Source organism: Lysobacter lycopersici, from assembly GCF_007556775.1.
In the GTDB taxonomy this organism is placed as follows: domain Bacteria; phylum Pseudomonadota; class Gammaproteobacteria; order Xanthomonadales; family Xanthomonadaceae; genus Pseudoluteimonas; species Pseudoluteimonas lycopersici.
This window is the reverse complement of record NZ_CP041742.1, coordinates 2558015-2571294: the sequence shown is the minus strand read 5'-3', so window position 1 is coordinate 2571294 and position 13280 is coordinate 2558015. Positions and strand designations below refer to the sequence as shown.

The window sequence follows — 13280 nt, the reverse complement described above, 5'->3', positions numbered from 1 at the left end:
AGCCGAAGACTTCCCCGCATGGGGAAGTTTTCGTTTGCGGCGTTCAAACACCGGTCCGCGATGCTTCGAGTGCTTCGCGCATCGGCTGCAACCGGCGGACGTAGGGCCTCCACGCGCCGCCGCGGTCGCGCAGGATGCCTTCGCGCACGCTGGTCGTGCTCGCGGTGGCGACATCGCCCGAAGCGCGGCCGACATCCAGCGCTTCCGGTGCGAACGGCAGGCCGCAGAAATCGAACACACGCCGCACCGCAGCTTCGGTGCCGCTTACGAGGTCGTCGTACGCGATATCGAGCATGCGTCCAGGCATTGTGCGGTGCAAATGCTGCGCAAGCCATTCGCAGCGAAGGAAATGCGCGGCGAGTTGCGCCTGGTCGTGCGAGTACGTGGCGGCGCCGGTGAAGAAAGTGCGCAGGTTGGAGAAACAGGTGTCCATCGGGTCGCGCACCACTCGGATCAGCTTCGCTTGCGGCAATGCCTTCGCAATGAGCCCGGCGTTGAGCAGGTTCGCCGGCAGTTTTTCGGTGAGGAACGGCCGACCACGCGCGCGCCAGCGCGAAGCGTCGAGGAACCCCGCGCCGATGGCGGTGAAATCCGCGGCGGCGATGCGCTGCAATGTCGTCGCATCGATCGCGCCGGTTGCCTTGTGGTCGGCGGCGAGATCCAGTTGCGCGGTGAAGGCATAGCTTTCGCCACCATCGGCGACCAGCGGGTGGCCGCCAAGGATGCGTTCGAGCAACGTGGTGCCGGAGCGATGCATGCCGACGATGAAGATCGGCGTGTAGTCGCCGACCGGCGCAACGACCGGCTCGAGGAATTCCGGCGTGTACAGCGATTCCAGGCCGGCGAACAGCGCTTCGGCCGCGCGCGGATCGTGCGGCATCTGCGTGCCCCTGAGTTCGCAACCATGCTCCAGCGCATTCCACGCCTCGTCGTAGCGACCGAGCCCATGCAACGCGTTGTGCAGCGCGAATTGCAGGTAAGCCTCGTCCACGCCGCCGGGCTGCGTTCGCGCGAGGCTGGCGCGGATGCGAGCGGGCGCATCGGCATCGCCCGTGCCGTGGTCGTCCGGCAAGGTCGACAACACCCAGTGCGCCTGCGCGAAATCCGGCGCGATGGCGAGGCAGGCCGACAGCGCGAATCGCGCCTGCGCCATGTCGCCGCGGAACATCGCGACCACGCCTCGCAGGTATTGCGCCGGCGCATGCACCGGATTGATGCGAACCGCATGATCGATCCAGGCTTCCGCCAGCGCCTGGTCGCCGCAACGACTGGCCAGCGATGCGAGTTCGGTGCGCTCGGCCGCGGAAGGAAAGCGATCCGGATCGGCCTTCGCGATCAGCGACAGCGCGCGCCCGCATTCATTGAAACGTCGCAGCCGCTGGCACAGCGGGATCAGCAGGGCCGGTTCGCGATCCGCCAGCGCGAAGGCTTGCAGCACGCAACCCAGTGCATCGCGATAACGATCCTGCCGGAGCAGCACATCGCTGGCGCGCAGCAGGTCTGCGGTGGATTGCAAAGACATGGCCTAGTGTCCCATGCGCCATGCATTCATGCGGATCGTCCTATCGCCCAACTCAGCCAGCAATGGCCGAACGTGGTCCCGAATCATCGGCACAGCGGGCGAAGACCAGCCGCGAAGGCGACGGGCCAGCGCGAAGGAGTTGGCTGAAGCCAATAACTGGGCGCGAGGCGGTGCGCCAACACCGCCCGGGCGAGCTGGCGAAGTCGGATACGGGATCGCACCGTCGCGAGCGAAGCCAAGCCGGGATGCGCGCAGGCGCGCAGCGACCGAAGTGGACATGAAGTCCATGAGGGAGCGAGCACCTCGCGCGTGCCCGGATTGGCGAGCGCAGCAGGTGCGATCAGACGTTGAAGCGGAAATGCAGGACATCGCCCTCCTGCACGCGATACTCCTTCCCTTCCAGCCGCAGCCGCCCCGCATCGCGCGCTCCGGCCTCGCCCTTGTACTTGATGAAGTCGTCGTAGCCGATGGTCTCGGCGCGGATGAAGCCCTTCTCGAAATCCGTGTGGATCACGCCCGCGGCCTGCGGCGCGGTGGCGCCGGCCTTGACCGTCCACGCGCGCACTTCCTTCTCGCCGGCGGTGAAGTAGGTCTGCAGCCCGAGCAGTTTGTACGCCGCGCGGATCACCCGGTTCAGGCCAGGCTCGTCGAGGCCGTAGCTGGACAGCATCTCGTTGCGGTCGGCGTCGTCGAGCTGCGAAAGCTCTTCCTCGATCGCCGCCGAGACCGGCACGACTTCGGCACCTTCCTGCTGCGCGCGTGCGCGCACCGCGTCTAGGTGCGGGTTGTTCTCGAAGCCGTCTTCGAGGACGTTCGCGATGTACAGCACAGGTTTCATCGTCAGCAGGAACAGCTCGCGCACCAGCACGCGTTCCTCGTCGGTCAACGACACGGAGCGGGCCGGCTTGCCTTCGTCAAGCGCCGCGCGCAGTTTCTGCAACACGTCGATGCGCGCCTTCGCGTCCTTGTCGCCGCTCTTGGCCACGCGTTCGTAGCGGGAAATCGCCTTGTCCACCGATTCGAGGTCGGCCAGCGCGAGTTCGGTGTCGATGGTCTCGATGTCGGCGATCGGATCGACCTTGTTGTTGACGTGGATCACGTCGTCGTTCTCGAAGCAGCGCACGACGTGCGTGATCGCATCCACTTCGCGGATGTGGGCGAGGAACTTGTTGCCCAGGCCTTCGCCGCTGGCCGCGCCGGCGACGAGGCCGGCGATGTCGACGAACTCGACCGCGGTCGGGATCACCTTCTGCGGCTTGACGATCTCGCTGAGCGCATTGAGGCGCAGGTCCGGCACCGGCACCACGCCGACGTTGGGCTCGATGGTGCAGAACGGGAAATTCGCCGCGGCGATGCCCGCCTTGGTCAGCGCGTTGAACAGGGTCGACTTGCCGACGTTCGGCAGGCCGACGATGCCGCATTGGATGCCCATGATGTTTCCGAAACTAGGATCTGGGGACTGGGGACTGGCTTCACGCGGCCAAACCCCAGTCCCTAGCTCCCAGCCCCTTGCTTCGTATGCAACTTCGTCATCGCATCCATGAAATTTCCCTGCACGGCGAGTGGCAGCGCTGCGAGCGCATCGTCGATGGCGCGACCGATGAGCGCATCGTCCGCGACCGAAGGCCTTCCCAGCACCCACGGCGTGACCCTGTCCTTGTGCCCGGGATGGCCGATGCCGATGCGCAGGCGATGGAACTTGCCGTGCTTGAGCAATTGCATGGTGTCGCGCAAACCGTTCTGGCCGCCGTGGCCGCCGTCGAACTTCAAGCGCGCCACGCCGGGCGGCAGGTCGAGTTCGTCGTGCGCGACCAGCATCTCTTCCGGTTCGATCTTCCAGTAGCGCAGTGCCGCGGCGATCGATTTTCCGGAGAGGTTCATGAACGTCGCAGGCTTCAGCAGCCACAGCGAACGGCCGGCGAATTCGACCTTCGTCGTCTCGCCGAACAGCTTGCTTTCCAGCCCGAAGCGACCGCCCGCGTCGTCCGCGAGCGCGTCGATAAAACGGAACCCGGCGTTGTGCCGGGTCCGGGCGTGTTCGGGCCCGGGGTTGCCGAGCCCGACGATGAGGCGCAGTCCGTCCATCGCGTCGGGACGCAACGCGCCGCCTCACGGCGACGCGCGCGTTGCCGCGGATTACTCCGCGGCGTCCTCGTCCTGCTTGGCGGCAGGCACTTCGGCGCTTTCGGCGGCGGGCGCTTCGCCCTCGGCTTCGGCTTCGGCACGCGCATGGCGGGCCACGGCCACGGCCGGGTTGTGCTCGTCGTCGATCTTGTGCGCGAGTTCGACGCCCTTCGGCAGCTTGACGTCCGACAGGTGCACGGTGTCGCCGAGCTTCATCTCGGCCAGGTCGACTTCGATGAACTCCGGCAGGTCCTTCGGCAGGCAGCTGATTTCCACTTCGTTCAACTCGTGGGTCAACACCACCTCGGCGCTCTTGCCGGCCGGCGACTTGTCCTGGTTGACGAAGTGCAGCGGCACGTTGACGCGGATCGCCGTGTTGGCGCTGACGCGCTGGAAGTCCAGGTGCATGATCTGCTGCTTGAACGGATGGCGCTGCATGTCGCGCAGCAGGACCTGCTGCGGCTTGCCGTCGATGTCGAGGGTGAGGATCGACGCGTAGAACCACTCGTGCTGGCTGGCGACCCAGGTCTTCTCGTGCTCGAGCTGGATGTTCTGCGGCTTGTCTTCGCCGCCGTAGACGATGGCCGGGATCATGCCCGCATGGCGAAGGCGGCGGCTCGCACCCTTCCCTTCGTCCTTGCGGCCATTGGCCGAGAGCTTGTGTTCGGTTGCCATTTTCGGTTTCTCACTTCATTGCGATGGAGCCGCATCGCTGCGGCGTTGGCGACTCTTCCGCGACCAGAAGAGCCGTTCGGGCCGAAGCCCTGTTCCGTCAGTCCACGTACAGCGAACTGACCGATTCCCCGAAGGCGATGCGGCGCACCGTTTCCGCGAGCAGCTCGGCGACGCTGAGCTGGCGGATGCGGCCGCAGGCCTTCGCCGCGTCGGTGAGCGGGATGGTGTCGGTCACCACCAGCTCGTCCAGCTGCGACTTCGAAATGTTGTCGATCGCGGCGCCCGAGAGCACCGGATGCGTGCAGTATGCGACCACCTTGGTCGCGCCCTGCGCCTTGAGCGCCGCCGCCGCCGCGCACAGGGTGCCGGCGGTGTCGACGATGTCGTCCACCAGCACGCAGGTCTTGCCCGCGACGTCGCCGATGATGTTCATCACCGTCGCGACGTTGGCCTTCGGCCGGCGCTTGTCGATGATGGCCAGCTCGGCGTCGTCGAGGCGCTTGGCGATGGCCCGCGCGCGGACCACGCCGCCCACGTCCGGGGACACCACGATCAGGTTGTCGGTGCCGTGCGCGCGCCAGATGTCGGCGAGCAGCAGCGGGGAGGCGTACACGTTGTCGACCGGGATGTCGAAGAAGCCCTGGATCTGGTCCGCGTGCAGGTCCACGGTCAGCACACGGTCGGCGTGCACGGTGGAGAACATCTGCGCCGCGACCTTGGCCGTGATCGGCACCCGCGCCGAGCGCGGGCGACGATCCTGGCGCGCGTAGCCGAAGTACGGCACCACCGCGGTCACGCTGTTGGCGGATGCGCGCTTGAGCGCGTCGATCAGCACCAGCAGCTCGACCAGGTTCTCCGCGCTGGGCGCGCAGGTCGGCTGGATCACGAACACGTCCTGGCCACGGACGTTTTCCTCGATCTCGACCTGCACCTCGCCGTCGGAGAACTTGCCGACCAGCGCCTTGCCCGGGCGCACGCCGAGTTCGCGGCAAACCGCCTTCGCCAACGCCGGGTTGGCGTTGCCGGCGAAGACCAGCAGGTTGCGTTCGTCCTTCACTGCCATGGTCGCGCGCCCGGCGGGGTGGAAGTTGGCAGGGGCGGCAGGATTCGAACCTGCGAAATGCCGGGATCAAAACCCGGTGCCTTAGGCCTCTTGGCGACGCCCCTGCAGTGGCTTCGCCTCGAGTGCGTCGAGCATCGGCGAACGCGCCGCACCCGCCGCGATCCAGGCCTTCGAGCCCGGTGGCAGGTTCGCGAGCGCGTCTTCGGCAAGTGCGCGCGTGGCGAACTCGACGAAGCAGCCGCTGCCCGTGCCCGTCAATCGCGGCCGACCGATCCGCGCCAGCATCGCGAACGCCGCCTCGACGGCGGGCTCGCGGCGGCGCAGCACCGGCTCGAACGCATTGTCGAGCACTGCTCCCGAAACGAAGTCGGATATTGTCGCGGGCGCGGAATCGCGCGTCAATTCAGGCGCTTGGAACAATTCCCCGGTGCGGACGTGGATCCCCGGGGCGAGGAGCAGGTACCAGGCCGGCGGCAGGTCCAGCGGGAGCAGGTGTTCGCCAACCCCCTCGGCCCAGGCGTTGTGCCCGCGTACGAACACCGGGACGTCCGCCCCCAAGGCCAGGCCCAGCGCGGCAAGCCGGTCGGAATCCCAGTCCAGACCCCAGAGCCGGTTCAGGGCCAGCAGCACGGTCGCGGCATCGGAGGAACCGCCACCGAAGCCAGCACCTGCCGGAATCGACTTTTCGACGATGATGTCAGCACCTTTGCCGATATTTGTATCCTGCTGCAGGGCTTTCGCCGCACGAACGGCGAGATCGTCGGCTTCGGCGACACCTTCGACCGAAGCCCCGTGTCGGCGGATTTCGCCATCGTCGCGAACCCGCAAGCGGAGACGGTCGCCCCAGTCCAGCAGCCGGAACACCGATTGCAGATCGTGGTAACCGTCGGCCCGGCGGCCGGTGATGCGGAGGAACAGGTTGAGCTTGGCCGGCGCCGGCCAGGCCGACCAGCCAGCCTCGCCGTTCATGGCGCGCCGGCGCCGAGGGTCCAGGCGTCGACCACCAGCCGAACCTTGGCCGTGCCCCGGACAGCCTCGATGCGCGAAGGCATCACAGGATTTGTTGTCGGCGCGTCCGGCCAACCGTAATCGATGACCCAGCCATCCTCCTCAAGATGGCTGAGGCGACCGAGGGCGTCGTATTGCGTGGCCGCAGGCGTCGCTTCCGATGCAGGCACGCCACGCACCCAAGCCGTCATGGCGTCGATCGGAATCTCCCAGCCGGTCGCCTCGCGCACCAGGGCAGTCGGATCGTTGCCGGTGCGCGGACCACCTTTCAGGCCCGTAAGAGTCGCGCCTGTCTCGTCCATGGAGAGCCGCCAACTCTGCCTGGTGATTGGCGCACTGAACACGACGCTGAAAAATTCGTCGTCCTCCGACCACTCGATGCGCCCGCTGCCGCCGTCGCGACCATTGCTCACCGCAATGCGCCCCGCCAACGACCACACATTCGCATTCCAGACCGCAGCTTCGCGTGCTTCGGCGCACTCGTTCGACGATGCACAGGTGGGCGATCCGACCGACACGGATTGCTTGACCGGATGCATCGCGCAGGCCGACGCCAGCGATGCGGCCACGACGATGGCGAACAGGCGAAACAGCTTCATGCGCCGGTCTTTTCCAGCGCGCGTTGCAGGGCGCGGTTGTCGTCGGGCTGCAGGCGCTTCGATTCGTCGAAGAAGCGGCGCGCCTCGTCCTTCTCGCCCTGCACCCACAACACCTCGCCGAGGTGCGCGGCGATTTCCGGATCCTTCTGCAAGCCGAACGCACGACGCAATTCGGTCAGCGCCTCGCCGTTGCGGCCGAGGCGATACAACACCCAGCCATAGCTGTCGATGATCGCGGCATTGTCCGGGTCCGCGGCGCGCGCGCGGTCGATCAGCGCCAGCGCCTCGCGGTAGCGCGTGGTGCGGTCCGCGAGCGTGTAGCCGAGCGCGTTGAGCGCGGCGACGTTGTCGGGTTCGGCGACGAGGATGCGGCGCAAGTCGGCCTCGGCCTTGGCGATGTCGTCGCGGCGCTCCCAGCTCAGCGAACGCGCGTACAGCAACGCGGGATCGTCGGGGAACGCGCCGAGCCCGCGCGCATACGCGTCCTGCTCGGCCGCATCGTCGTGATCCTTCGCCTTCAGTTCCGCTTCGGCGAGGTAGGCGCCGCGGCGGGCATCGTCGTCGGCCGAGGCATCGGCCTGGATCGCGCGCAGGTCGGAGTAGGCTTCGGTGCCGCGCTTGAGTTCGTGCAGTACGTAATCCGAACGGATCCGTGCCGGCCAGCGTTGTTCGCCACCGGGCACGCTGCGGTACCAGGTCAGCGCTTCCTCGTTGCGTTCCAGCGATTCGGCGATCTGCCCGAGCAGCATGAAACGCGCGGGATCGGGCCGGGTCGCATCGCGTTTCAGCTCGTCGTACAGCGCGCCGAGCGCGGCCTTGTCGCCGGCCTTGTCGAGCAGCGCGGCGCGCACCGCGTAGCTGTCCTCGTCCTGCGGACCCTTCGCCATCACGCCCGCTGCGGCGACCGGATCGCCCAGCGCATCGTATTCGGCGGCGAGGCCAAGGCGCAGGTCGGGCAACAGCAGGGCCGCATCGGAGGCCTCGGCCAGCACCTTGCGTGCGTCGTCGGGCTTGCCCGCCTCGCGCAATTGCGCCGCGCGCAGCAGGGCCACGCGCGGTTCGCCGGGGAACCGGCGAACGACTTCGCCGACGATGCGCTCGGCCAGCGCCGGCGAGCCGATGCGCTGGGCGAAACCGCCGAACGCCAGCCATGCCTGCAGGTTCTGCGGAATCGCGCCGTCGTCGATGATCGATCCGAGCACCTTCGCTGCGCGCTTGTCGTCCTTGCCGCCGTCGAGCGCGCCCAAGGCGTAACGCCAGCCATCCTTGCCGGGATCGCGCAGCAGCGATTCGATCCCGCGCAGTGCATCGCCGGTCTTGCCCTGGCGCATGGCCAGCGTGGCTTCGGCCCCGCGCATGCCCAGCGTCCGCGGCGCGCGCTTGCGCCAGAGGTCGAGCGCATCGGCGGCGATGCGGCTGTCGTTCGCCAACAGCGCGATGCGGGTCGCGCGTTCGGCGAGGCCGGCGTCGCCGCTGGCGCTGCGCGCGGCCTGCAGGTACCAGCGGGCGGCCGAATCGATGTCGCCAGCCTGCAGCGCGAACTCGCCGGCCAGGGTCTGGGTCATCGCATCGTCCGGCTTGGCCGGGGCCGCGGCAACCGCCCAGGACAACAGGGCGGCGCAGGCGGCGATCGATGCGGAAAGGCGGAGGGAACGCCGGGTTGCGGGCATCGGTGCGGGCTGGGCCGTAAAATGACGGCCTTCTCGCGCAAGAGCTTAGCGCAAGCACCTGAACGGATGAGACTGTTCGCACTCGGCATCAACCACCAGACCGCGCCGGTCGACCTGCGCGAACGGGTGGCGTTCGATCCCGACATGCTCGCCCCGGCCCTGTCCGCGCTGCAGGCGCTACCGCAGGTGCGGGAAGTGGCCCTGCTCTCCACCTGCAACCGCACCGAGCTCTACGCCTACGCCGACGATGACGGCAGCGCGCTGTCCGATTGGCTGGCAACGCATCCCGACAGCAGCGGCGATCTCCACGCCTACCTCTATCGGCACAGCGACGGCGAAGCGGCGCGCCACCTGTTCCGGGTTTCGGCCGGGCTGGATTCGCTGGTGCTGGGCGAACCGCAGATCCTCGGCCAGGTGAAGCAGGCCTGGAGCGCGGCGCGCGGCGCCGGCACGCTCGGCAACCGCCTCGACCGCTTGTTCCAGCAGGCCTTCGCCACCGCCAAGCGCGCGCGCAGCGAAACCCGCATCGGCGCGAACCCGGTCTCGGTCGCTTCGGCCGCGGTGCGGCTGGCGCAGGAATCCTTCGCCCGTCCCGCCGATGCCAGCATTCTGCTGATCGGCGCCGGCGAAACCATCGAACTGGTCGCGCGCCACCTGGTGCAGGCCGGTGCGAAACGCCTGTTGGTCGCGAACCGCACGCTCGCGCACGCACAGCAACTCGCCAGCCGCCACGGCGGCATCGCGTTGCCGCTGGACGAACTCGAGCGCCACCTCGCCGAAGCCGACATCGTGTTCTCGGCGACCGCCAGCCGTGAGCCTGTGCTGCATCGCGCACAGGTCGAAGCCGCCCTCGCCCGCCGCCGGCACCGGCCGATGCTGCTGCTCGACCTCGCGGTGCCGCGCGACATCGCCGCCGACGTCGCCGGCCTGCGCGACGTCTTCGTCTACACCGTCGACGATCTGCAGCGCGTGGTCGAGGACAACCGCCGCAGCCGGCGCGAAGCCGCGGACGCGGCCGAAGCCATCATCGAACTGCAGGTCGCGCGCTTCCTCGAAACCAGTGGCGCCGAGGCCGGCCTCGCGCCGCTCAAACGCCTGCGCGCGCACGGGGAACGCAACAGCGCCGACGTGCTGGCGAAGGCGAAGCAGCAACTCGCCGCCGGCGGCGATCCGCACGCGGTGCTCGATTACTTGGCTCACACGCTGACCAATCGCCTGCTGCACGCGCCAACCGCGGCCCTGCGCAACGCCGCCCTGTCCGGCGATTCGGAACTCGCGCGCGCGGCCGAGAAATTGTTCCCGGAAGAGCCGGGATTCGGGACTGGGGACTCGGGATTGGATGAAGCCGAACGTTAGCGACGATCTTTCGCGGGATTTCGCTGTTACGTCTTTCGTCTCACGTCTCACTTCTCCTCCCATGCAACCAACCCTGCGCCGCAAACTCGAAGCCCTGGCCGAACGGCGCGACGAACTCGAACGCCTGCTCGCAGACCCCGAAACGATCGCGGACAACGATCGCTTCCGCGCGTTCTCTCGCGAATTCGCCCAGCTCGAGCCGGTCGCGACCGCGCTCGCCGCCGAAGCGCGCGCCCGCGCCGACCTCGCCGCGGCCGAGGCGATGCGCGGCGATCCGGAACTGCGCGAGCTGGCCGATGACGAGATCGGCGCCGCGACGTTGCGCCTGCAGGAACTGGAAGCCGAACTGCTCGCGCAACTGGTGCCGAAGGATGTTCGCGACGAAGGCGGCCTGTACCTGGAAGTACGCGCCGGCGCCGGCGGCGACGAAGCCGCGATCTTCGCCGGCGACCTGCTGCGCATGTACACGCGCTACGCCGAGCGCCAGGGCTGGAAGGTCGAACTCGAATCGGCGAATCCCGGCGAACACGGCGGCTACAAGGAAGCGGTCGTGCGGATCGAGGGCCGCGGCGCGTATTCGAAACTCAAGTTCGAATCCGGCACGCATTGCGTGAAGCGCGTCCCGGTCACCGAAGCCCAGGGCCGCATCCACACATCGACCGCGACCGTGGCCATCATTCCAGAAGCCGAGGAAGTCGATGACATCGCCGTCAATCCGGCGGATCTGAAGATCGATACGTTTCGTTCTTCCGGCGCCGGTGGCCAGCACGTCAACAAGACCGAATCGGCGATCCGCATCACCCATGTGCCAAGCGGCATCGTGGTCGAGAACCAGACCGAGCGTTCGCAACACGCGAATCGCGACAAGGCGATGAATCGCCTGAAGGCCATGCTACTCGATGCGGAAATCGGCAAGCAGCAAGCGGCGGAAGCGCAAACCCGAAAACTGCAAGTCGGCAGCGGCGACCGCAGCCAGCGCATCCGCACCTATCGCTACAAGGACAACCAGGTCACCGACCACCGCGTCGAGGGCCTGACCCTGTACGACCTGACCAACATCATCGACGGCAGCCTGGACGAACTGATCGATCGCCTGACCCGCGAACACCAGGCCGACGAGCTGGCGCGGCTGACGGGAGATTCCGCATGAACGATTTCACGACCCGCCGCGCTGGCGACGACGACATCGCCCGCGTCGCGCCGCTGTTCGACGCCTATCGTTCGTTCTACGGCCAACCATCGGATGTCGCGCGCGCCGATGCCTTCCTGCGCGAACGCCACACCCGCGGCGAATCGGCGCTGCTGCTGGCCGAACGCGACGGCGACGTGCTGGGATTCGCCCATCTCTACCCGCTGTTTTCCTCGGTACGCACCGCGCGGCTCTGGCTGCTCAACGACCTGTTCGTCGCGGATTCCGCGCGCCGGCAGGGCGTGGCCCGCGCCTTGCTCGATGCCGCGGCCGCGTTCGCGCACGAGCAGGGCGCCGCCGGGCTGATGCTGGAAACGACCCGCGACAACGGTCCGGCGCGCGCGTTGTACCGCGCCGCCGGCTGGAACGAGGACGCGAGCCAGTGGTATTCGCTCCCGCTGGAGTAGGCTAGGCCGCATGACCGCTGCCTCCGAATTCAAACCCTTGTCCCTGTGCGTGCTCACCGTGTCCGACACGCGTACGGCCGAGAACGACACCTCCGGCGATTACCTCTGCGATGCCTTGCGCGAGGCCGGCCATCGCCTGCACGAACGCGCGATCAGCCGCGACGATCGCTATGCCTTACGCGCGATCGTCTCGCGCTGGATCGCGGACGCCGCGGTCGATGGCGTGATCGTCACCGGTGGCACCGGCTTCACTGGCCGCGATTCCACGCCCGAGGCGCTGCTTCCGCTGCTGGACAAGGAAATGCCCGGCTTCGGCGAGCTGTTCCGCGCACTCAGCTTCGAGGAGATCGGCACCAGCACCTTGCAGTCGCGCGCGTTCGCAGGGCTCGCCAACGCCACCTTCGTGTTCGCCCTGCCCGGTTCGACCTCGGCCTGCCGCACCGCGTGGGAAAAGATCATCAGCGCGCAACTCGACGCGCGCACCAAGCCCTGCAACCTCGCCAACCTTCGCCCTCGCCTGAAGGAGTGACGCATGTCGCTCGACACCACATTGCGCTTGCTGACGAAAGCCACCGGCCTCACCGCCACCGACCTCGCCACCGCGATTCCCAAGGCCGGCGTCAACACCGTCAGCGCCTGGCTGAAGGGTGACAAGATCCCGGGCAAGGAGCAGATCGATGCGCTCGCCCGCACTTTCGGCGTGCCGGCCGGCGCGCTGCTCGGCGAACTGGCGAGCACGCTCGATCCCGCGCGCACCAAGGGCGAACACGAATTGCTCGCCGCCTATCGCCGGCTCAACACGAAGCAACAGGGCGCTTTGCTCGAAGTCGCGCGCAGCATGCAGCCGAAGGCTTCGCGCAAGTGAGCAAGCTCAAGCGCAAGGAATACGAAAAGCTGCTGGAACCGATGCAGGTCGAACTTGCCGGCATGGCGCGGTGGGTGCAGCACGAAGGCAAGCGCCTGGTCGTGGTATTCGAAGGCCGCGATACCGCCGGCAAGGGCGGCGCGATCGATGCGATCCGCGAACACCTCAACCCGCGCCAGTGCCGGGTCGCCGCGCTGCCCAAGCCGGACGAACGCGAGAAGACCGAGTGGTACTTCCAGCGCTACGCGGCGCAACTGCCCGCGGCCGGCGAAATCCTGCTGTTCGACCGCAGTTGGTACAACCGCGCGGGCGTCGAGAAGGTGATGGGTTTCGCCAGCGACGCGCAGGTGAAGGCGTTCCTGCAGCAGGCGCCGCAGTTCGAGAAGCAACTGGTCGACGACGGCATCCTGCTATTCAAGTACTGGCTGTGCTGCGACCAGGCGCAGCAGGAAAAGCGTTTCGCCGAACGCCTCGACGATCCGCTCAAGGGCTGGAAGCTCTCGCCCATCGACCTCGAGGCGCGCAAGCAGTACGCGGCCTATACCCGTGCGCGCGAGACGATGCTGAAGGCCACGCACACGAAGTTCGCGCCGTGGACATTGGTCGATTTCAACGACCAGAAACGCGGCCGACTCACCTTGATCCGCAACCTGCTGGATCGCTTGCCGGACACGTCCGTGCCCGAAACGGGGATCGTGCTGCCACCACTGGTCGGCAAGCCGCAGAAGGAACGCTACGGCGTGTTGAAGCCGATTGCCTCGTTCGGCGAAAACTGAAACGCCCGGCAAGTGCCGGGCGCCGT

At 67.5% G+C, this 13280-nt stretch carries 14 protein-coding genes and 1 tRNA gene; 6 read left to right on the top strand and 9 right to left on the bottom strand.

The features are described 5' to 3' along the window. Positions 1–43 precede the first annotated feature (43 nt). The 9 genes from FNZ56_RS12695 to FNZ56_RS12655 form a co-directional block, all read right to left on the bottom strand. Complete coding sequence (locus FNZ56_RS12695; RefSeq protein WP_143880188.1) at positions 44–1522, bottom strand: tetratricopeptide repeat-containing sulfotransferase family protein; 1479 nt, start codon at positions 1520–1522, stop codon at positions 44–46. Between the two features lie 340 nt (positions 1523–1862). Then, positions 1863–2954 (bottom strand): redox-regulated ATPase YchF, encoded by a 1092-nt coding sequence (gene ychF, locus FNZ56_RS12690; protein ID WP_143880187.1) that lies wholly within the window; start codon positions 2952–2954, stop codon positions 1863–1865. A gap of 62 nt (positions 2955–3016) precedes the next feature. Next, positions 3017–3607, bottom strand: a complete 591-nt coding sequence (gene pth, locus FNZ56_RS12685) for an aminoacyl-tRNA hydrolase (protein ID WP_143880186.1) — start codon at positions 3605–3607, stop codon at positions 3017–3019. Between the two features lie 51 nt (positions 3608–3658). Further along, positions 3659–4321, bottom strand: a complete 663-nt coding sequence (locus tag FNZ56_RS12680; RefSeq protein ID WP_143880185.1) for a 50S ribosomal protein L25/general stress protein Ctc — start codon at positions 4319–4321, stop codon at positions 3659–3661. A 97-nt stretch (positions 4322–4418) separates the two neighbouring features. Continuing rightward, entirely contained in the window at positions 4419–5378 is a 960-nt protein-coding gene (locus FNZ56_RS12675; RefSeq protein WP_143880375.1) for a ribose-phosphate diphosphokinase, read from the bottom strand. A 32-nt stretch (positions 5379–5410) separates the two neighbouring features. Further along, a tRNA-Gln gene (locus FNZ56_RS12670) sits at positions 5411–5488 on the bottom strand. Next, positions 5466–6353, bottom strand: coding sequence for a 4-(cytidine 5'-diphospho)-2-C-methyl-D-erythritol kinase (gene ispE, locus FNZ56_RS12665; RefSeq protein WP_143880184.1), 888 nt, complete (start codon positions 6351–6353; stop codon positions 5466–5468). Before ispE ends, FNZ56_RS12670 begins: the two co-directional genes overlap by 23 nt. Next, positions 6350–6991: a lipoprotein insertase outer membrane protein LolB gene (gene lolB / locus FNZ56_RS12660; protein WP_143880183.1), complete on the bottom strand. Its 642-nt coding sequence runs from the start codon at positions 6989–6991 to the stop codon at positions 6350–6352. Before lolB ends, ispE begins: the two co-directional genes overlap by 4 nt. Continuing rightward, a complete protein-coding gene (locus FNZ56_RS12655; protein ID WP_143880182.1) occupies positions 6988–8661 on the bottom strand; it encodes a tetratricopeptide repeat protein in 1674 nt (557 codons plus the stop codon). Before FNZ56_RS12655 ends, lolB begins: the two co-directional genes overlap by 4 nt. Positions 8662–8727: 66 nt before the next feature. On the opposite strand from FNZ56_RS12655, the gene hemA reads away from it, so the two are divergent. From hemA to ppk2, 6 genes are all read left to right on the top strand, one after another. Further along, a complete protein-coding gene (gene hemA, locus FNZ56_RS12650; protein WP_143880181.1) occupies positions 8728–10017 on the top strand; it encodes a glutamyl-tRNA reductase in 1290 nt (429 codons plus the stop codon). Between the two features lie 61 nt (positions 10018–10078). After that, on the top strand, positions 10079–11167 hold the full coding sequence (prfA, locus tag FNZ56_RS12645) for a peptide chain release factor 1 (RefSeq protein WP_143880180.1): 1089 nt from the start codon (positions 10079–10081) through the stop codon (positions 11165–11167). After that, on the top strand, positions 11164–11613 hold the full coding sequence (locus FNZ56_RS12640; protein WP_143880179.1) for a GNAT family N-acetyltransferase: 450 nt from the start codon (positions 11164–11166) through the stop codon (positions 11611–11613). The genes prfA and FNZ56_RS12640 overlap by 4 nt, the downstream gene beginning before the upstream one ends. Before the next feature lie 10 nt (positions 11614–11623). After that, entirely contained in the window at positions 11624–12142 is a 519-nt protein-coding gene (gene moaB / locus FNZ56_RS12635; protein WP_143880178.1) for a molybdenum cofactor biosynthesis protein B, read from the top strand. Between the two features lie 3 nt (positions 12143–12145). Next, the gene (locus FNZ56_RS12630) at positions 12146–12478 is read left to right on the top strand and encodes a helix-turn-helix domain-containing protein (protein ID WP_143880177.1); all 333 of its coding nucleotides are present in this window, start codon (positions 12146–12148) and stop codon (positions 12476–12478) included. Next, on the top strand, positions 12475–13254 hold the full coding sequence (gene ppk2 / locus FNZ56_RS12625) for a polyphosphate kinase 2 (RefSeq protein WP_143880176.1): 780 nt from the start codon (positions 12475–12477) through the stop codon (positions 13252–13254). Before FNZ56_RS12630 ends, ppk2 begins: the two co-directional genes overlap by 4 nt. Positions 13255–13280: the final 26 nt, after the last annotated feature.